Raw genomic sequence first — 20,408 nt, forward strand, 5'->3', positions numbered from 1 at the left:
CTATGAAAAGAAACAACTGAGAGAAATGTCCTTTTTTTGCAGAGAAAGGAAGCGTTACAGAGATCGGACCAGCCTGGAACGGCAGCTTGCCGGTCAGAGTAAATGGCCGTTCCGTGTGGCACTGATTGCGGAACTTCTAATCGTGATTACGATCACCGGACTGATAAACGGAATGGATGGCGAGGTACTGTCTGTCATTCTTCTTGGGCTGACCACGCTGATTTTAATTCTGTTTGCCTGGAAAACATACCGCAGTCGCCTGAACCGGGAGATGGGCCTTTTGATGGAACAGATCCATACGATGGCAGAAGGCAGCATGGAAAGCCGGATCCATGAAATATCCGAAAAATCCCTGCTGTATCCGGCGTTTGCAGAGCTGGAAAATATTGAGAGCGCTATGCAGAAGAGCGTAGAAAAACAGATGCAGGCGGAGCGTCTCAAAATTGACCTGATTACCAATGTATCGCACGATCTGAAAACCCCGCTCACCTCGATGGTCGGCTATACGGATCTTCTGAAAAAAGAGGATCTGACACCGGCGGCACAGGATTACGTCGAGGTGATTTCTGTGAAACAGGAACAGCTAAAGGAGATGATCCAAAGCCTCTTCGAGCTCTCCAAATCGACAAGCGGAACCGAAAAATTCCAGATGGAAAAAATGGATATGAAACGGTTGATCGAGCAGACCCTCGCCGATATGGACGATGCGATTGCGCAGAGCAGTCTGTCGTTCCGCACGGCACTCGGAGAAGAGCCACTGCCGTTCCTTGGGGATAATGGGAAAATGTACCGCGTGATACAGAATCTCGTGGAAAATATCCTGAAATACAGCCTGGGCGGAACGAGAGTTTACATTGATGCAGGGAAGAAAAACGGGGAGATTTTCGTGACGATGAAAAACATTTCCGCCTATGAGATGAATTTTGAAGCGGAGGAAATGATGGAACGCTTTGTGCGCGGCGACGAATCACGGACGAGCGAGGGGCACGGCCTTGGCCTTGCGATTGCATCAAGCTACACGGCCAACATGGGCGGCCGCATGGAGCTTGCGGCAGACGGCGATCTGTTTAAAGTCATCCTGCGTTTCCCGGAGGCAGGCGAGGATTCTGCAGCGGGAGAAACAGCCACAAAAACCTGACTTGCATAAGAATGAGACAGAAGCGGGATTGCAGCAGGAAGGATCTACAGAAGGATTCTGAGAGAGTATGTAATCCCCGGGAGGAAAAAAATGGAGACAATCAGTATTATCATACCATGCTACAACGAAGAGGAAGCAATTCCGGTTTACTACGAGACGATGGTACGTCAGATGAATGAGATGGAAGAACAGCAGAAGGTTCAGTTCGAGCTGATCTTTGTTGACGACGGCTCGAAGGATCACAGCCTGTTTGAGATGCGCCGGCTTGCGCAGAAGGATATGCGCTGCCGTTACCTCTCGTTTTCGAGAAATTTCGGAAAAGAGGCAGCCATGTACGCCGGACTGCAGGCGGCCAAAGGCGATTACGTAACGGTGATGGATGTCGACCTTCAGGATCCGCCGTCCCTTCTTCCGAAAATGTACGCGATGCTGCAGAGCGGCACCTGTGACTGTGTAGCGGCACGCCGCAGTTCACGGGAGGGCGAGGGAAAAATCAAATCCTTCTTATCAAATGCCTTCTACGGTGTGATCAACCGCCTTTCCAGAACAGAGATTGTAAGCGGTGCACGGGACTACCGTCTGATGAGCCGCAAAATGGTGGATGCCGTGCTGGAAATGAGTGAGTACAACCGCTTTTCCAAAGGGATTTTCGGATGGGTCGGTTTTCACACAGAATGGCTGGAATTTGAGCACGAGGACCGCTGCGCCGGGACGTCGAAGTGGCCGCTTCGAAAGCTCCTCGCGTACTCGGTCGACGGCATCACAGGCTTTTCCGTAGCCCCGCTGTCACTTGCATCTGTCATGGGCGTGCTTTTTTTCCTGATTTCTATGATTCTGATCGTGTTCATCATCGGAAGAACGCTGCTGTTTGGCGATCCCGTTGCGGGCTGGCCGTCGATGGCATGCATCCTTTTTCTGGTGAGCGGTGTACAGCTTTTCTGCACGGGCATTGTAGGCATTTATCTTTCCAAGACATATCTTGAAACAAAGCACCGTCCGATCTATCTCTTAAAGGAGACGAGTGAAGAGACGGTCAAGATGCACAGTGTGCAGCCGGTGAAAAAGCAGGAGAGTGCTGCAAAGAGAAGAAAAGATACCCATACGGCAGAAAAGAAAAACGTGTATTTTCCAGAGTATGCCGACAAACGCCATGCGTCTGAAAGAGGAGAAATCCGGGCATGAAAAAAGAAATCTTAAAGGAAACAAAAGAGCCGGGAAAATCACGGAAAAAGAAAGGCCAGCCGAAAGGACGGCGGAACGGCTTTTTAGAAGGTCTTACCGGAAAGGATTTTACGGCGGCTGGTCTGTTTTTCTTTTCTTTGCTTTTGTGCCGGCTGTTCGTCCTGCAATACGGCGTATTCGGCTCCTCGATTGACTGGATCAGCCAGCACAGCACCCTTGCCGATTACTTCCGGAAGCGGTTTTACGCGACCGGAAATCTCTTCCCGGATTTCGCATGGAATCTGGGAGGAGGTCAGAATATTTACCATTTTGCCTACTACGGACTGCTGAGTCCGACCGTGCTGTTATCCTACCTTTTCCCGTTCATCCCGATGGACCTGTGGGTGATGGGTTCCTCCGCGCTGCTGTATGCGGCGGATGCAGTGCTTTTTTATCAATGGATCAGCAAAAAGGGTCTGCATTACGGCAACTGTCTTTTTACATCACTTTTCTTTACGTGTTCTACCGCACTTCTGTATCATTCCTATAATCAGCTTATGTTTGTCAACTATATGCCGTTTCTGCTGCTGGCTCTGCTGGGCGTGGACCGCCATTTTCAGAAGAGAAAGAGCGGTCTTCTGATTCTTTCCGTTCTTGGGATGATTCTGACCAGCTTTTATTTTTCTGTCGGCGGGCTGCTTGCGCTCACGGCGTATGCGGTGACGGAGTATTTGAAATGCGGTACAGAAAATGCTGCGTATGAAGCGGAACAGGAGAATCGAAAAGTGTCGCGGAATCAAAAGGCCGGGGCAGAGAAAAAGCAGATGGCAGGTGAAAAATCTTCAGGAACAGTCGAAGCTTTGGCGGGTTTGCGGAGCTTTTTTGGCGCAGCAATCCGCTTTGCGCTTCCGGTCCTCGCAGGAATCCTTCTTTCCGGTATTCTGCTGATCCCATCGGCTGCCGCCTTGTTCGGCGGCAGCGGCGAGGGCGGACGCGGCACCGCAGCGGGCGGCATTGCAGGACTTTTTACCGATCCGGCGATGTGGAAACCGCAGTTTCTGATCCTGCGTCTCTGCTACACGCCGTACGGCATTGGCCTCTCCGCATTTGCGGGGGTGGCGCTTTTGGGCAGAGCGATCGGAAAGAGCCGGTTGCGTGAGAAACTGTTGTCCTTCCTTTTGCTGGTATTCTTTTGTATTCCCCTGTTCGGCTATCTGCTGAACGGCGGCCTGTACAGCAAAGATAAAGTATTCATCCCGTTTCTTCCGGTCCTCTGTGCAGAAGTCGGGCTTTATGTGGAAAACCAGCTTGTCCGGAAGCGGGAGTGTGGAAAAAATCGAAGCACCGGGAATTTTAAGCGCAAAGTCATGACAGAGCTGCGAGAATTGCTTCCGTACCTCATAGTTCTGATTCTGATGTGGAATGCAAAGCAAGAGACATACTTTGAACCATACTGGCATCTCGGCATACTGGATGTGATTTGTGTGACTGCGTGCTATCTGGCATGGCGGTGGTTTCCGGCAAAAAAACGGCTGCGGGGCAGAGAGCTTCCGTTTCTGCCGCTCGTCTTTAGTGCTGTGATTCTTGCATTTGCCGGAAAAGCAATCAATCAGGAAAAGCATGTGATGATCCCGCGTAAAACGTATGAAGCTCTGACGGACAGCAAGATTGCAGCGGCAATCCGCGAGATCCGTGCGGAGGATCCCGGCTGGTACCGTATGGAGCAGTATGGAGACGGCGGACAGAACCTTGCGAACGTCAACCGGATATGGGATATTGGACAGAATGTTTCGACGATTTATTCCTCGGCATACAATGCAGAATATAAGAAATTCCGGGACGAGACGTATGGGATTAATGAAGCCTTCCGCAACCGCATGATGCAGACGGTTTCCGATGATCCGCTGTTCTGGCAGTTCATGGGAGTGAAATATATTCTGGCAGAAACACGGCCGGAGGGGTATGAACTGTACCGGGATTACGGGGACTTTCAGGTTTATCGTGCCATATCCGCAGCGCCGGTTGCCTACGTGACAGACCAGGTGGTTTCCGAGACGGAATACAAATCATTACCTTATCCGCAGAACCAGGAAATACTGGAGACGGCAGCCGTGATCCCGGATCAGGAAATGCGGAAGACAACAGCGGCAATCCCGGATCAGGAAAAATCGGCGAAATCTGTGGATAATTTCAGAGCCGCTGCAGATTCAGATACAAAGAATGGTTCTGTAGGACCCCTGTTTCACAGTTGTTTTCAGAAAGTAAACCTTGAAATTCCAGAGACCGATCAGGAAGATCTGCGCATTCAGAAGACAGCGGACGGATATGAGATTGAGACGAAAAAATCCGTGACCGTCTCAGCAACGCTGCCGGGTGCCGCAGAGGGAGCAACGCTGCTCGCCGTTTCTTTCGAGGTGGAGAATCAGAAAGCGAGTCATGATATGTTTATCCGCATCAACGGCCAGACCAACCGCCTGACCGGCATCAACCATACGTATGCCAATGGGAATACACAGTTTAACTATCTTGTAACGATGAAAGAAGATGGAACCGTATTCATTCGGATGGGAAAAGGCCATTATATCCTGAAAAATTTTGAGACATGGACTGGTATGGCACAGCCGTTGGAAAAAACGGAGCAGCTGTACAGTCAGGCGGTTACCCTGATTGGCGGAACAACAGCAACATACGGCGGCGATGGCATCACAGGCGTGGTTTCCGCGGAAAGAGACGGATACCTCATCACCAGCATTCCATACGATGAAAATTTTGTGCTGAAAGTGGATGGGAAAGAAACACTGCTGTTCCGCGCAAACACGGCATTTCTCGGCGCAAAAATCCCATCAGGCGAGCACAAAATTGTTCTTGTGTACCATGCGCCCGGACGGACGGCTGGCAGTTGGTGCAGCCTGATGGGAGGAATGCTGGCACTCATCCTTGTGATCTGTGAAAAAAAGAAACAGCAAAACGGCAGCGAACGGGCAGGAGAGAGCAAAATGTTGCAAAAACAGCGGAAATATTATATCATCAGAGTGTAAAAATAGTTGTAGTGACACTTGGTGGAATGGAGCATATCTTTACAGCCGCAGGAAGAACTGGCAGCGTTTGCCCGTTTTGGAAACGCCGTTGCAAGCCTTTGTGTGGAGAAAAAAGGTGCTAGAGCGTGTCTGAAAAATCATTTCCGCAATCTGCAAGCTCCACTTTGCGGTATATTTTACCCTCATTCGGTTGCCGTAGCCCGCTACGCCGCCCTTATTCGGATAAAATCTCCCACGAACTGGGACTCGCAGCTCACGAAAAGCCTTTTTCAGACACGCTCTATTCCGGCCATGCCGGATCTGGCACAGGTAGAAAAAAGACTGGGGGATAAGAAATGGAATTAAGAGAGCAGTTAAATGGAATCCAGCATGTCGGTATTCCGACCAACGATATTGAGATGACGATTGCGTTTTATGAAAAGCTGGATTTGAAATTGCATTCCGCACCGTAAATGAGGCGGCGGATGAGAAAGTGGCATTCTTAAAGCTTGGAACACTTGTGATCGAAACGTACGAAAACAAAGCTGCAGCACTGAAACCCGGAGCAATCGACCATGTGGCGATTGACGTAAAGAATATTGAAAAGGTTCACGAAATGATTACCGGGGCCGGTCTGAATACGACGCAGGATGAAGTACATTTCCTTCCGTTCTGGGAAAATGGCGTCCGTTTCTTCACGATCGAAGGACCAAATAAAGAAAAAGTGGAATTCAGCCAGTATTTGTAACGATTCCAAGCCATGCGAAATGGAAGAAAAATCGCGAATCATGCTTGCATGAATATCCGTTTGACCAGCAAAGCCTCTGCCGGAAAGCAAAATTTTTGCCCGGCAGAGGCTTTTTTACTTACTCTGAAACAAATACTACCGGATAGTCAAAAAAGCGCAAATTATCCCTATAGAGTAAAGGAGATGCAAAATTTATCTGCAGTTACAAAAACGGGGTGGAGTTTTTATGGAAACAGGGCAGGAAATCATTGTGCTTTCTGCACGTGAGTGGTAAAATAGAATAGATAATATATAATCTGTTTTGAATAAAAACAGGATATTTTAGATAACATATAATCTGTAACAAGAAGGGGAAAAAATGGAACAATTTATATGGGAAACTCCGGAAGAACTGGATCAAAAACTTGCGCAGCGAGTGAGAAAAATCAGAAAGAGACGTTCAATTACGCAGGAAAAATTAGCATCTATAAGCGGAGTGAGTTACGGCTCAATCAAAAGATTCGAAACGACAGGACAAATTTCCCTGTTATCTTTAACGAAAATTGCAATCGCACTGGATCTTGCAGATGAGCTCAGAAATATTTTCACGCAGGTACCGTATAAAGATATTCAGGAGGTTATCAATGAAACAAGATAAAGTACTGCAGGTGTGTTATGAGGATCAAACGGTGGGAACATTAGCTATGACGGCAGACCACAAAGTGGCATTTCAGTACAGTGATGAATGGCTGGAAACCGGATTTTCGATCAACCCATTTTCATTGCCTTTGCAAAAACAGGTATTTGTTCCAGTTAAGGATCATTTTGAAGGATTATTTGGGGTTTTTGCGGACAGTCTTCCAGATCATTGGGGCAGATTACTGTTGGATCGCCTGTTACGGGCACATAAACAAAATCCGGATGAACTGACCGTACTGGATCGTCTGGCGATTGTGGGCACATCGGGGATGGGAGCGTTGACATATCACCCGGAAAAGAATTTTCCAGAGGAGCAGAGCAGTGCAGATCTGGACAAACTGGCGGAAGAGTGTCAAAAGATACTGAATACAGAGTATTCGGATAAACTGGACGAATTGTATCTGCTGGGAGGTACCAGCGGCGGAGCAAGACCTAAAATCATGACAACCATTGATAATGAAGAATGGATTATCAAATTTCCAGCGCATGTGGACGGAAAAGATGCAGGAAAAATGGAATATGACTATTCCTGCTGTGCCAAGGCCTGCGGAATTATGATGAGTGAAACGAGATTGTTTCCATCAGAAAAATGTAAAGGATATTTTGGAACTAAAAGGTTTGACAGGAGAAACTGTTTGAAAGGGAAAAAGAAAGTGCACATGTTGACGACAGCTGCAATTCTGGAATTGGATTTTGAGCAGCCAAGTCTGGACTATCATGGATTAATGAAACTGACAAAAATCATGACACGCAATTGCGATGAAGATGTTGAAAATATGTTCCGCCGAATGTGTTTCAATGTTTTTGCACATAACAGAGATGATCATTCGAAGAACTTCACGTATTTGTACGAAGCAGACGAAGATAAATGGCATTTAAGTCCGGCATATGATCTTACTTACAGTAATACGTATTATGGCGAACATACTACGTCAGTAGATGGAAATGGAAGAAATCCAGGCAGAAAAGAGTTACTGGCGGTAGGAACTGGTGCAGGGATGAAAAAGACAAGGTGTGAAGAGATCATAGACGAAATTGAGAAAAAAGTAAAGGAAATGTTGGAAGAATATCTTTTGGGTAAGTGATTCTCTTTGCATTCAAAAAATTTTAAACAGCAAGTTATTAACAGTTAAATAAAAAAGAGTTGCCAGACAAATGAACACTATAAGTACCTTGCTACGAGTTTTATTTTCGTAGCAAAGTACAAGATAGTACAGAGATAAAAATATGTCTCATTTGTCGTTTAACTCTTTACATTGCGCTTTTATTTCTTCTATCGAATCCTTCAATAACTTTAATCTGGCAGGCTACTTTCTAAACAAAGTCGTCCCCATCCCACCCGCCTGTTCGGGTATTCGCTCTCGGAGGCGATGGGTTTTGCGCCTGCGATGAGATAAGCTTTCAGCTTTTCACCATATAAAAACGGGTCATTTCCGCGCAGAATACCCCATTCCATCATAAGAGCGGCGCTTCCCGATACAAAAGGCGTGGCAAACGAGGTGCCGGTGAAGGAAGCATAGCCGCCGCCGGAACGGGGAGCTGGGATATTGACACCCGGGGCGGCGAGATCAGGTTTGATTTCGTGGAGAATACGGGTATAGCCGCGGCCGGAGAAGCTGGTATAGGAGGAAAGGCGGGGATCGTAGGCACCGACCGTGATGGCGGAGCGGGCGGTGGAAGGGATGGTGAGTGTGGTGTCGGTAGCGGGGGAGAAGAAGCGTGTCTGTGAACCGATGGCGTTTCCGCCGGGAAGCCAGAGGTCAAAGGAACCGGAGATCAGGCGGCCGGGGGTGAGACGCAAGGTCCAGATGCCGTTTTCGACGGACAGATGGTTTCCTGCGCCCTGAAAGGTCAGGTAAATTTCCTGCGCCTGGCTGTAGGGGGATGGCATGCCATAAAACAGGAGAAGTTCTGTCGGACCAAGCGTCAGACGCGCCGTGCCGAGGACAGGAGAGAGCGTGCCGGAGCGGATGCCGCCGGGGGAAATCAGTTCGATCGAGATTTCATCCCCATAAACCTTCCAGATCTGGAGACTGAACGAGGATTCATAAGCACCGACCTGAAATTCAACGGAGACAGCGCGGTCAGCCGTTGCCGAGACCGCAGACGTCGCAGCCGGATCAGATGTCGCACGGACTGTTTGCGTCTGACCGGACGACTTGCGATCCGACTTTAGGTTCCCGGCATAATGGCGTCCGGTATCCCCTTCATTTCCTGCCCCGATACAGATCACGTTCTGCCCTAAATTTGACACTGCATTCAAATACGTTTCAAGTAAGGAATCCCCGCTGTGCGAACCGTAATTATTCCCGAAGCTCAAATTAATCACAAGCGGCCGCTCCACCAGAAGTGCATATCTTACGCAGAAATCCACCGCCTGCAGCAATTGCGATGTCCGCGGCAGATCCGCCGGATCAGGATTCCCAAGCTTTACGACCACGAGTGTTGCTTCCGGTGCCACGCCCCGCATGGCCGCATCTGCCGAGGATCTCCCATTTCCCGCTGCGATTCCGAGCACCGCTGTCCCATGCCCCGTCACATCGCGGGACGGCACGAGGGCAAACCGTTCTTCCGGCGTAGAAGATGCAAGTGCCTCATTGATCTGCCGCCGTGTATATACCGACCCAAGAGCATACCCCATCGGAGGATTCCCCGGAATCGTCTGATCCCATAAAATTGCAATTCGGCTTGTCCCGTCCGGTGCGCAGAAATCAGGATGCGCATAGTCCACGCCTGAATCAATGCATGCAAGCAGCACCCCATTCCCAGACAGACCCATAACCCCCTCCTGCACAGGCGTAATACAGGATATGCTCCGCACAAATGCATCTGCGAAATAAAGTAATTTCGGTTTCTCCAGATAGGTAATCTGCGGCAGTCCTGTCACGTAATCCATCAGGGACTCCGGAACCAGAAGAATGGCATACGAAAACAGCAGCAGCGTCACACGAACTCCCTGCTCCTCCAGAAAAGCCAGGTCTCCCTGATACTGTACAATTACTTCCCATGTTTTGCTGTAAGAGTTATAACCTGCCGAAAGCTCCGGCACACGCCGCCGTTCGACTTCCGTTGCGGCCAGCGCAAGGTTCAACAGGTTTTCCCTTTTTTGATCAATCATTACAAAAACTCCGTCCAAAATGTTGTTAAAATCTATTCCGCTTTTCCTGGAAATATGATATAATCGCCATCGTACAATAGGGGTACAGATCTGCTTTTTGGAGTGCATCGAAAAATGGTTTTACGATGCCGCCTGGCGGGTCTTTACTATTTTACGCGAAATGCTTTTGCATTGAAGGGAGAGAACATGAAAATTATCATTGTGGGCTGCGGAAAAGTCGGAACCGCACTGACCGCCCAGCTGAGCCGCGAGGACAACCTTGTGACGGTCATTGACACAGACAGTATTGTCGTCCGCAACGTCTCCAACACCTACGACGTTATGGGAATTGTAGGAAACGGAGCAAGCTATCAGGTGCTTCAGGAGGCGGATATTGAGCATGCGGATCTGATGATTGCCGTAACCAAAAGTGATGAAATGAACCTGCTTTGCTGTGTCATCGCCAAACAGGCAGCAGACTGTCACACCATCGCCAGAGTTCGAAATCCGATGTATCGGGAGGAGAGAGATTTATTCGTAAAAAGCTGGGTCTGTCCATGATCATCAACCCGGAGCACGCGGCCGCCATGGAAATGGCAAGACTGCTGCGGTTCCCATCTGCGATTGAGATCGACAGCTTTTCCCGCGGAAGAATCGAAATGCTGCGCTTTAAAGTGCCGGAAACATCGAAAATTGTCCATATGTCGCTGCGTGAGCTGGCCGGAGCGCTTCAGTACAGTCTGCTGGTCTGTGCTGTTGAGCGAAACGGCGAGGTTTACATACCGGATGGAAATTTTGTGATCCAGGCAAAAGACAGCCTTTCCATCATTACCACACCGCAGAACGCAGAGAGCCTGTTTAAGAAAATTGGTGTTCATACAAACAAGGTACACAGTACGATGATCGTCGGCGGCGGTGAAATTACGTATTATCTCGCAAAATCACTGGCAAATATGAACGTCGATGTCAAGATTATCGAGAAAAATAAGGATCGCTGTGAGGTTTTAAGCGAAGCACTGCCGGATGCAACCGTTATTTACGGTGACGGAAGTGACCAGGAGCTCTTAAAAGAGGAGCGCATCCAGAATATGGATTCCTTTGTGGCCTGCACCGATATGGATGAGGAAAACATCATTCTGTCGCTGTATGCGAAAGAGAAGGTATCCTCAAAGGTTGTAACGAAAATCAACCATCTGGAATTTAATGATGTTATCCACAGCCTGAACCTGGACAGCCTGATCTACCCGAAACACATCACCGCAGAGTACATTCTGCAGTATGTCCGGGCAATGAAAAACTCCATCGGAAGCAACGTTGAGACGCTGTATAAGCTGATGGAAGACCGTGTGGAGGCTCTTGAGTTTATCGTGAACCAGAATTGCCGTATGATCGGCATCCGTCTGCAGGATATGAAAACACGGCCAAACCTTCTGGTAGCAGCGATTAACAGACGGGGAAAGGTCATCATTCCGGGTGGACAGGATTCCTTTGAGGCAGGAGATTCCGTCATTATCGTAACAACGGAAACCGGTCTTCAGGATATCCATGAGATTCTGGCAGAGTAACGGGGGAAGCGGATTATGAACTATAAAATGATTCGTTTTGTCATCAGCTGGGTGCTGAAAGTGGAAGGTATGCTGATGCTGTTTCCGGCGCTGGTCGGAGCCATGTATCAGGAAAAGACAGGCTTTGCGTATCTTATCTGGGGACTGCTCTGCATTGCGGCCGGTCTGATCCTCTGCTTCAGAAAACCGTCCAATATGGAAATCTATTCCCGCGACGGATTTGTCTGCGTTTCGTTAAGCTGGGTTGTCCTTGGTGTTTTCGGAGCGGTGCCGTTTGTAATTACGGGGGAAATTCCGTTTTATATCAATGCGCTGTTTGAGATCGTTTCCGGTTTTACAACGACAGGAGCCAGCATTTTGAGTGATGTGGAAGCCCTTTCACACGCCAGCCTGTTCTGGAGAAGCTTTTCCCACTGGATTGGCGGTATGGGCGTTCTTGTGTTCATTCTTGCATTGCTTCCGATGAAGGGCGGTTCCGTCATGAACCTGATGAAGGCAGAGAGCCCGGGACCGACCGTTTCCAAATTTGTTCCGAGAGTGCGCGGAACCGCTAAAATTCTGTATCAGATTTATCTTGGCATGACACTTTTTACCATTGCTGCTCTGCTGCTTTCCGGCATGAAGACATTTGATTCTGTCACACTCGCCATGGGAGCTGCCGGAACAGGAGGCTTTGCCGTGTTGAACAGCGGTTGTGCAGTGTACACACCACTGCAGCAGTGGATTCTGACAATCGCCATGATTGCGTTCGGTGTGAATTTTAACTTTTATTATCTGATGCTTTGCAAAAAGGGAAAGGCCGCCATTTCGTCCCAGGAGGTAAGAGCGTATTTCCTGATTATCCTTCTGGCAGGAGGCGTGATTTCCTGGAATACCTATCCGATGTACCATTCCATCGGTGAGACAGTACGGACCGCCTTTTTCCAGGTCGGATCGATTATCACGACAACGGGTTATTCCACGACGGACTTTGACCTCTGGCCGGAGCTGTCAAAATGTATTCTGGTGATGCTGATGTTCATCGGAGCCTGCGCCGGTTCAACGGGAGGCGGAATCAAGGTTTCGCGAATCCTGATCCTCTTAAAAACCGTGAAAAAAGAGCTTGGTTCGATCGTACATCCGCGCAGTATCAAACGCATCCGTTTCGACGATCACCCGGTAGAGCATGAGGTTCTGCGGGCGATCAACGTATTTTTGATTGTTTATCTGGTGATCTACAGCTTTTCCATGCTGATCATCAGTGTGGATGGATTTTCCTTCGAGACAAACTTCACGGCAGTTGCCGCAACACTGAACAACATCGGACCGGGTCTTGACCAGGTAGGACCGACCAGTAACTTCTTCGGATACAGTCCGGTTTCCAAGCTGATTCTGATTTTCGATATGCTGGCAGGCCGTCTGGAACTGTTTCCGATGCTGATCCTTTTCTATCCGTCTACCTGGAAGAAGAGAGGATAAAGCGGTTCACCGGGAAGAAGAGGGACTTTGCGTCGGCGGGAAACTGCCGGGAGCAGAAGGAAAAGAAAAAATGGTTACGATTCACAGGGTTTTCCAAAAAAACAGAAAGACGGAATAAAGTCAGGGTGCATTTCCTGACCACAGGCAGAAAGGAAGGAACTTATGAGTAACTGGGAAAAGAATGTAAGAAAAGTTGTGCCGTATGTACCGGGCGAACAGCCGCATGAGGCTGACATGATTAAGCTGAATACGAATGAGAATCCGTATCCGCCGTCACCAAAAGCCGCAGAGGCGATCAGACGGGTAGCAGAAGAGGATACCCTCCGTCTCTATCCGGATCCAACCGCGGCAGAACTGGTGCAGGCGATCGCGGATGTCTACCACGTAAGCCCGAAGCAGGTTTTTGTCGGTGTCGGTTCGGATGATGTTCTGGCGATGGCGTTTATGACGTATTTTAACTCTGACAAACCGATTCTTTTCCCGGACATTACGTATTCCTTCTACGATGTCTGGGCGGAGGAATTCCGTATTCCGTACGAGCAGATCCCGCTCGATGAAAATTTCTGCATTGTGCCGGAGCAGTATTTTGCAGAGAACCATCCAAATGGCGGAATTGTGTTCCCGAACCCGAATGCACCGACGGGTGTGGAGCTTTCGCTTTCTGCGATCGAATCGATATTACAGAACAACCCGGATGTGGTTGTAATTGTGGATGAGGCATATGTGGATTTCGGAGCAGCCACTGCGCAGCCGCTGTTGGAAAAATATGAAAATCTGCTGGTTGTGCAGACAACATCAAAATCCCGTTCGCTTGCCGGCATGCGCATCGGCTATGCAATCGGAAATGAGAAGATGATTTCGTATCTGAACGATGTGAAATATTCCTTCAATTCGTATACCATGAATCAGACCACGATCGCAGCCGGAGCCGCAGCGATCCGCGATGTGGAATATTTCCGCAAGACGGTGAAAAAAGTGATGGAAACGAGAGAGTGGTCGAAGGAGGAGCTGAAAAAGCTTGGATTTTCTTTCGAGGATTCGAAATCGAACTTTATTTTCGCAACACACAAAAGCGTACCGGCCGGGAAGATTTTTCAGGCACTCCGGGAACGCCATATTTATGTGCGGTATTTTGAGAAACCCCGCATTGACAATTATTTGCGTATTACGATTGGCACGCGGGAAGAAATGCAGACGCTGTTTGATTTTTTGAAAGATTACTTAACCGAATCAAGCAAGTAGCGAAGCGGATTGCAAATATCCGCTTGCCAAGAGGGATGAAGCAGCTGAAAATATAAAACAGAAGAAGAGTATCTGCAGAGGAGCAGAAGAAAATTTTAAAGGGGGACTGCCGTCGGAATCAGCCATGAGATCCGGCGGCAGTTTTAGAAGGTATTTGGGTATGAACAAAGAGAAGAAAGAAGTAGTAAAGGTAAATCAGATTACGGAAGGTGTTATCTGGCAGCAGATTCTGATCTTTTTCCTGCCGATTCTGTTCGGAACGTTTTTCCAACAGCTTTACAACACGGCGGATGCCATGATTGTCGGACACTTTCTCGGAAAACAGGCACTTGCGGCGGTCGGCGGAACGACAGGTACGCTGATCAATCTGCTGGTCGGATTTTTTGTCGGCCTTTCGAGTGGTGCGACGGTTGTTATTTCACAGCATTACGGAGCCAATAAAGAGGACAAGGTGCAGTGGGCAGTGCACACTTCCATTGCCTTTTCCATTCTCGGAGGTATTGTGCTGACAGTAGTTGGCATTGGCTGTTCGAGATGGATGCTCGATCTGATGAACACGCCGGATGATGTTGTAAATCATGCGCTGATTTATATGCGTGTTTATTTTCTTGGAACCATCGGAAACCTGATTTACAACATGGGTTCCGGTATTCTGCGTGCGGTCGGCGATTCGAAACGTCCGCTGCTGTATCTGATCATCTGCTGTATGACCAATATCGCGCTTGACTTTTTATTTGTTGTCGGTTTGCAGATGGGTGTTATGGGCGCGGCGCTTGCGACCATTCTGTCTCAGATCATCAGTGCGGTTCTTGTTATGGGCTCTCTGATGCGGACCAGAGACATTTACCGGCTTCATCTGCGGAAAATCAGCATTGACTGGATTATGCTCAAACGGATTATCCGCATTGGTTTTCCGGCAGGCGTACAGTCAATTCTGTACTCGGTATCGAACGTGATTATTCAGTCTGCTGTCAACTCGCTGGGAACCAACAATGTGGCTGCGTGGGCGGCTTACGGAAAGGTGGACGGTCTTTTCTGGATGATGATCAATGCGCTCGGTATTGCGGCGACAACCTTTGTCGGTCAGAACTACGGTGCGAAAAAGATGGATCGTGTACACCGCGGTGTGCGCACCAGCATGATCATGGCATTCCTGATGACGGGTCTGATGGTTGTGTTTATGTGGTTTATCGGTGATACACTGATTTCTCTGTTTACCACAGATACGGCGGTGCGTGAAATCTGTCACGGACTGATCCATTTCCTGGTTCCGACCTTCTTTACCTACATTTCCATCGAAATCCTTTCCGGTGCACTCCGCGGTGTCGGAGATGCATGGATTCCGATGTTTATCACCGGAATAGGAATCTGCGGAGTACGTATCGTGTGGATGACGGCGGTTCTGCCGCATTTCCACTCCTTAAAAGGAGCAGCCTTCTGCTATCCGCTGTCGTGGGTGATCACAACGATTGCGTACTTTATTTATTACCTGTTCTTCAGCCAGCTGAGTAAGCGGAAAGAATTGAGGAGTATCTAACAGAATGTTCAAACTGTATTAACAAAACTGTGCTATCATGAAAATATCAGTGTCAAAAGGTCAAAAAACCGATGCAGGCAAAGCTTGCAGGAGGATTTTTGAACTCGGGACACGGCAAAAAATGAGTAAGTAGCCATTTTTCAAAGAAAAATGAGCGGATTACAAAGGAAAGACAGGTGGAACATAAGATGGTAAGTGAAAAAGTAACGATTGTCAATCCGTCAGGTCTGCATCTTTTAAATGCGGTAAATTTGTCAAACAGTGTAAGCCGGTACAAATCTGCCATGTCGTTTACCTATGAAAACAACGGGATGCAGGGAACGGTTAATTTAAAGAGTATTTTGAGTATCGTAGCTGCAGGAATCAAGCAGGGAGAAACCATTGAGATCTGCAGCAGCGGGGAGGATGAAGAGGAGGCACTTCGGGCGGCTGTTGCCGCAATTAAAAGCGGGCTCGGAGAGACGCCGGAGTGAGGAGATAAGAACATAGAATAGAAATAAAGAAAAGGACCTCGCTTTTTGAAAAAACGGAATGGGAAACCGGACCGTATTTCAAAAAGCGAGGTTTTTTTGTGGCGGCAGATAAAAGATCCCTGCCTTCGGGGGGGAATTTCGAAAGCAGGGATGAAAAGATAAGCTGCGAAGCAGCTCTTCGGCTATGAGCAAGCAGCGAAGCGGATTGCGAATATCCGTTTGACAACAGGAGGTATAAGGCCGGAAAAAAGTGTCTACACTCTGGATAAAGCAAAAATGCAGAGAAAAGGAGTGCAGAAAAAATGGCAAGGCAGAAGAAAATTGATCTGGAACATATGACGGAGAAGGAGAAAATGAAATACGAAATCGCAGGTGAGCTGGGGCTTTTAGAACGCGTGCTGAATGACGGCTGGCGATCACTCACGGCAAAAGAAACGGGACGGATCGGTGGCCTTGTGACACGGAGGAAGCGGCAGATGGCGGCGGAAGGAAAGAACGAAAACGAAGAAAAATAAGCGGTACCGCAATTTTTGCAATATCCTCAACAGTTTTGACCATAGATTTTTCCTGTGAAAGCGTTATAATAAAAACAAGGAATGGGTGGTGCCGCGCCAAAGTCCGTGTCTGCACGAGACCCGGCGACTGCCGCGATACCCTGAGAAACTCGCAGAGCGTGTTTCGGATCGTTTGGAGAAGTGAGGGAAAAGTTTATGGAAGCAAAAAAAGAGAAAAAGTATATGTCGGATATCCATCTCGAGGATTATACCGAACAGTACGAAACGGGATTTGCCACAGTGGACACGATGATATTTGAAGGGGGAAGAAGAGAGGAGCTGCTGAACGGCGGCTGGCATTATGCAGTCGATCAGTACGATACCTGTCTGCGCCAGAAATGGTACAAAGAGAGATACCGCGACGAAAAAGGCTTCACTGTGCCGATCGACTATTCCTTTGACGAGTGGCCGGTGATGCAGCTTCCGTGCAGCTGGAATACCATCGATCCGATGTATCTCCTGTATGAGGGAAGCATGGTCTTTACGAGAAAATTTTCCTATATCGCAGAAAGAGAGGAAACAGTCTTTCTGAAGGTGGGCGCAGCCAATTATCTGTGTCGCGTTTTCTTAAACGGAAAATACGTCGGTATGCATCGCGGCGGATCGACACCGGCGTTCTGGAATATCACAGAATACCTGAAAGCGGAGAACCGCATCGTGCTTGCTGTTGACGGAACGAGACGGCCGGAGCAGGTGCCGACCGAGAATACCGACTGGTTCAACTACTGCGGCGTATACCGCGATATCGCACTGATCCGTGTTCCGAAATGCCATATCAAAACTTTTAAAATTGCGCTTGTGCCGGACGGAACATTTGGACATGTTATGGCGAAAGTGACACTGTCGGAAAAAATCACAGCCAAGGCAGAGCTTGTCATCGAGGAGCTTGGCGTGAGCCGGAAAATCCAGCTGGAAAACGGAGCCGGAGAAGTTGTTTTTGATGCAAAACCGGAGCTTTGGACACCGGAAAAACCGAAGCTGTATGATGTAAAAGTAACCTGTGGAACCGATACCGTCAGCGATCGGGTCGGCTTTCGTGAAATTCGCGTGAACGGCAGAGACATTCTGCTGAACGGAGAGCCCGTTTTCCTGCGTGGTATCAGTTGCCACGAAGACAGCGTGGAAAACGGAAAAGGCCTGACAAGAGAGGAACGGATCGAAAATATCCGCATTGCGAAAGAACTGGGATGCAACTTCATGCGCCTTGCACATTACCCGCATAACGAAGAAATGGCAAAACTCGCCGACGAGCTTGGGCTTCTTTTGTGGGAGGAAATTCCGGTTTACTGGGCAATTCGTTTTGAACGTGAAAAAACATATGAGGATGCCCAGAATCAGCTCCGCGAACTCATCAACCGTGACTGGAACCGCGCGAGCGTGATCATCTGGTCTGTCGGAAATGAGAATGCCGATACGGATGAACGGCTGAAATTCATGAGCGCACTGGCAGAATGCGCGCATCGGGAGGATGAGACGCGAATGGTGTCTGCGGCCTGCCTGGTTAATGCTGCGAAAAATAAGATTGAGGACCGTCTGATGGAATACCTTGACATCATCGGCATCAACGAGTACTGCGGCTGGTACACCCCGGATTTTGCGATGCTGCCGGCACTGATGGAAAACAGCCAGCCGGACAAGCCGGTTATCGTAACGGAGTTCGGCGCAGACGCGCTGCCGCATCACCATGGAACCATCTCGGACAAAGGAACCGAGGAGTGCCAGGCGGATGTGTACGAAAAACAGATTGCAACGCTGCGGAACATTGACTACATCAAGGGCATGACCCCCTGGATTCTCTACGACTTCCGCTGCCCGCGCAGAACAAGCCTGATCCAGAAATATTATAACCGGAAGGGGCTGCTCTCTGAGGACAAAAAGTACCGCAAACCGGCATTTTATGTGCTGCAGAAATTTTATGAAGAGCTGAAAAGAAAAGAACAGTAGGGGCAAGAGCTTTTCAAAAAGATCAGCCGACTTGCACGGTTGATGATATCAAACGGAACAGAGAAAAAAAGACAAGAACAGACAAAAACAGATGGTATGAAATCAGCTTTGAAGTCCGATTTCATACCATCTGTTTTTTTCACTGCAACAATCCGCCGTAGGCGGAGAATCCGGCAAGTGCTGTGTTATGCTTTTTTCTGTGCAGCCATCCACTCCAGAATCGGAGTCTCTTTTCCGTCTGTCATAACCGGTTTTCCGTCGTAATCGAGGACACACTCATCGTTCAGCATCGGGATCCAGGACCAGTGGCCGATGTATTCGAATGGGGTGCCATCCGCATTTTTCTGTGTTCCGGTGTGATCGAGTACCTTGTCCCAGTAGGTGAAGTGAGCATTCGGGTTGACCTTTGCCAGACGCTCATAGGTTGGAACGACAAAATCATCCGGAACGACAACGGGGTCGGTTTTTGCGTGTGTAAACCAGATCGGCAGATCTTTGAGCTTCAGAATATCTTCATCGGAGATAAATGCATCCGCCAGAGCCTCGCAGACCGGATATGCGGCAGCGTAGCGGGACGGGTTGAAAATGATCTGTTTCATGGTCATAAAGCCACCGTTGGAGCAGCCGCCGATGTAGATGCGGGAGCGGTCAATCTGCGGATGGGCATCCACGAAAGCACCGATCAGGGCATCGAGAACTTCGGTATATTTGGAAGAACCGTCTTTGGTATATTCGCCGGTTCCGTCATCCATCCACATGGTTGGAGCCTGTGGAGCGAGCAGATAGGTCTTGCCGCCGAAAATTTTCTGAACCTTTGGGGAAATCAGGTTTACAACTTTATTTCCGATTGCTGCAATCGGCGGTTCCTGTCCGCCCTCACCTGCGCCGTGCAGCCAGATGATCAGCGGGATTTTCTCATCCGCATCCATTTCCGGCTCGTAGTAAACGTAAGAGAGCGGAATCTGCGGATCCTCGTAGCGGTCTTCTTTGAGCCATTCACCGTAGATGACGCGGTTTCCGCCGTCTACGTCGAACGTCTGCGGAGAAATGGCATCATCGTCTGTTGCAATTTCAGAGACTTGTGTTACATCGTAAGCAACATTGACAAATACATTAAAATTACCGTTGAATTTGATGATCGAGCCGATTCCTTCCATGATGAAACACGGCAGCTCCAGCGTCAGACAGGTACCGTCCTCGCACGGTGCACCGGTTTTGTCAGAAACGTAAACGTTCGAAACGCGGCGGGTTCCGTCCATCGAGTCATCCGGTTTGTCGCCCATAAAATTCGGCCATACAAAATCCTCGCCCTCGGTGGATGTACGGGTAACGTGTACCGTAAACTGCTCCGGAGATGGGACCGCACCCTTCATGCTTTTGCCATAATCCAGAATTACTTTCGAAATATGCGGACCGAAATCAAAAACTTCGGTAATGGTATAATAAGTTCCGTTCATTTGTAAAAACCCTCCTTTGGTACGGAATGTACGCTCAGAGTCTTTCTGCACTTGCTTTTGCGACTGACAAAAATCATCTCACAAAATCAGGTACAGAAAAAGCTTGAGAGTACAGTTGTTTGCATGGGCAGAAAAGACGGTATTGGGAATGATAGATTTTTTCTGCCCTACAATACCAGTCTACTACAGACATTCCGAAAGAAAAAGTACAAATCAGAGATAAATTTGCACGGAGATGCTTTTTCTGTGTTTTTGTTTCCGGAACGGAAAAAGTCTGACCGAAACAGAAACCGCAGAAAAGTGTCAAAAAACAGCAGAATCGTTGTTTTTCGTATTGGA

General features: G+C 48.6%; 17 protein-coding genes and 1 pseudogene. 15 read left to right on the plus strand and 3 right to left on the minus strand.

Going from position 1 to position 20,408, the window contains the following annotated elements:
• Positions 1–25: 25 nt before the first annotated feature.
• From DXA93_RS10470 to DXA93_RS10480, 3 genes are all read left to right on the plus strand, one after another.
• On the plus strand, positions 26–1,138 hold the full coding sequence (locus tag DXA93_RS10470; RefSeq protein WP_147399547.1) for a sensor histidine kinase: 1,113 nt from the start codon (positions 26–28) through the stop codon (positions 1,136–1,138).
• Between the two features lie 90 nt (positions 1,139–1,228).
• Positions 1,229–2,320: a glycosyltransferase family 2 protein gene (locus DXA93_RS10475; RefSeq protein WP_119208267.1), complete on the plus strand. Its 1,092-nt coding sequence runs from the start codon at positions 1,229–1,231 to the stop codon at positions 2,318–2,320.
• Positions 2,317–5,337 (plus strand): YfhO family protein, encoded by a 3,021-nt coding sequence (locus DXA93_RS10480; protein WP_119208269.1) that lies wholly within the window; start codon positions 2,317–2,319, stop codon positions 5,335–5,337. Before DXA93_RS10475 ends, DXA93_RS10480 begins: the two co-directional genes overlap by 4 nt.
• A gap of 39 nt (positions 5,338–5,376) precedes the next feature.
• Here DXA93_RS10480 and DXA93_RS20615 read toward each other — a convergent pair whose 3' ends face one another.
• Positions 5,377–5,589: a DUF6783 domain-containing protein gene (locus tag DXA93_RS20615; protein WP_306665944.1), complete on the minus strand. Its 213-nt coding sequence runs from the start codon at positions 5,587–5,589 to the stop codon at positions 5,377–5,379.
• Here DXA93_RS20615 and DXA93_RS20620 point away from each other — a divergent pair.
• The 5 genes from DXA93_RS20620 to DXA93_RS10500 all read left to right on the plus strand — a co-directional run bounded on the left by DXA93_RS20620 (position 5,509) and on the right by DXA93_RS10500 (position 7,827).
• Entirely contained in the window at positions 5,509–5,682 is a 174-nt protein-coding gene (locus tag DXA93_RS20620) for a DUF6783 domain-containing protein (protein ID WP_308054139.1), read from the plus strand. The genes DXA93_RS20615 and DXA93_RS20620 overlap by 81 nt on opposite strands.
• Positions 5,673–5,789, plus strand: a complete 117-nt coding sequence (locus DXA93_RS19870; RefSeq protein ID WP_330426975.1) for a VOC family protein — start codon at positions 5,673–5,675, stop codon at positions 5,787–5,789. Before DXA93_RS20620 ends, DXA93_RS19870 begins: the two co-directional genes overlap by 10 nt.
• Positions 5,790–5,809: 20 nt before the next feature.
• A complete protein-coding gene (locus DXA93_RS10490) occupies positions 5,810–6,064 on the plus strand; it encodes a hypothetical protein (protein ID WP_330426974.1) in 255 nt (84 codons plus the stop codon).
• Positions 6,065–6,422: 358 nt separating this feature from the next.
• Positions 6,423–6,701 (plus strand): helix-turn-helix domain-containing protein, encoded by a 279-nt coding sequence (locus DXA93_RS10495; protein ID WP_055227803.1) that lies wholly within the window; start codon positions 6,423–6,425, stop codon positions 6,699–6,701.
• Complete coding sequence (locus tag DXA93_RS10500) at positions 6,688–7,827, plus strand: type II toxin-antitoxin system HipA family toxin (protein WP_055227801.1); 1,140 nt, start codon at positions 6,688–6,690, stop codon at positions 7,825–7,827. The genes DXA93_RS10495 and DXA93_RS10500 overlap by 14 nt, the downstream gene beginning before the upstream one ends.
• Before the next feature lie 209 nt (positions 7,828–8,036).
• Here the strand turns inward: DXA93_RS10500 and DXA93_RS10505 are convergent, their stop codons facing one another.
• Positions 8,037–9,860 (minus strand): S8 family peptidase, encoded by a 1,824-nt coding sequence (locus DXA93_RS10505; protein ID WP_119208271.1) that lies wholly within the window; start codon positions 9,858–9,860, stop codon positions 8,037–8,039.
• A gap of 186 nt (positions 9,861–10,046) precedes the next feature.
• On the opposite strand from DXA93_RS10505, the pseudogene trkA reads away from it, so the two are divergent.
• From trkA to DXA93_RS10540, 7 genes and pseudogenes are all read left to right on the plus strand, one after another.
• Positions 10,047–11,404, plus strand: a pseudogene (trkA, locus tag DXA93_RS10510) (Trk system potassium transporter TrkA).
• 15 nt (positions 11,405–11,419) lie between these two features.
• Complete coding sequence (locus DXA93_RS10515; RefSeq protein WP_055266907.1) at positions 11,420–12,862, plus strand: TrkH family potassium uptake protein; 1,443 nt, start codon at positions 11,420–11,422, stop codon at positions 12,860–12,862.
• A 162-nt stretch (positions 12,863–13,024) separates the two neighbouring features.
• A complete protein-coding gene (hisC, locus tag DXA93_RS10520) occupies positions 13,025–14,104 on the plus strand; it encodes a histidinol-phosphate transaminase (protein ID WP_055266909.1) in 1,080 nt (359 codons plus the stop codon).
• Positions 14,105–14,264: 160 nt separating this feature from the next.
• On the plus strand, positions 14,265–15,641 hold the full coding sequence (locus DXA93_RS10525; protein ID WP_117812991.1) for an MATE family efflux transporter: 1,377 nt from the start codon (positions 14,265–14,267) through the stop codon (positions 15,639–15,641).
• Between the two features lie 188 nt (positions 15,642–15,829).
• Entirely contained in the window at positions 15,830–16,114 is a 285-nt protein-coding gene (locus DXA93_RS10530) for an HPr family phosphocarrier protein (protein WP_119208273.1), read from the plus strand.
• 302 nt (positions 16,115–16,416) lie between these two features.
• Entirely contained in the window at positions 16,417–16,629 is a 213-nt protein-coding gene (locus DXA93_RS10535; RefSeq protein WP_055220834.1) for a small, acid-soluble spore protein, alpha/beta type, read from the plus strand.
• 195 nt (positions 16,630–16,824) lie between these two features.
• On the plus strand, positions 16,825–18,612 hold the full coding sequence (locus tag DXA93_RS10540) for a glycoside hydrolase family 2 protein (RefSeq protein ID WP_119208275.1): 1,788 nt from the start codon (positions 16,825–16,827) through the stop codon (positions 18,610–18,612).
• Positions 18,613–18,797: 185 nt separating this feature from the next.
• On the opposite strand, the gene DXA93_RS10545 is transcribed toward DXA93_RS10540, so the two are convergent.
• Entirely contained in the window at positions 18,798–20,069 is a 1,272-nt protein-coding gene (locus DXA93_RS10545) for a prolyl oligopeptidase family serine peptidase (RefSeq protein ID WP_119208277.1), read from the minus strand.
• Between the last annotated feature and the right edge of the window lie 339 nt (positions 20,070–20,408).

The organism is Blautia sp. OF09-25XD, assembly GCF_003482095.1.
Taxonomy (GTDB): domain Bacteria; phylum Bacillota; class Clostridia; order Lachnospirales; family Lachnospiraceae; genus Fusicatenibacter; species Fusicatenibacter saccharivorans.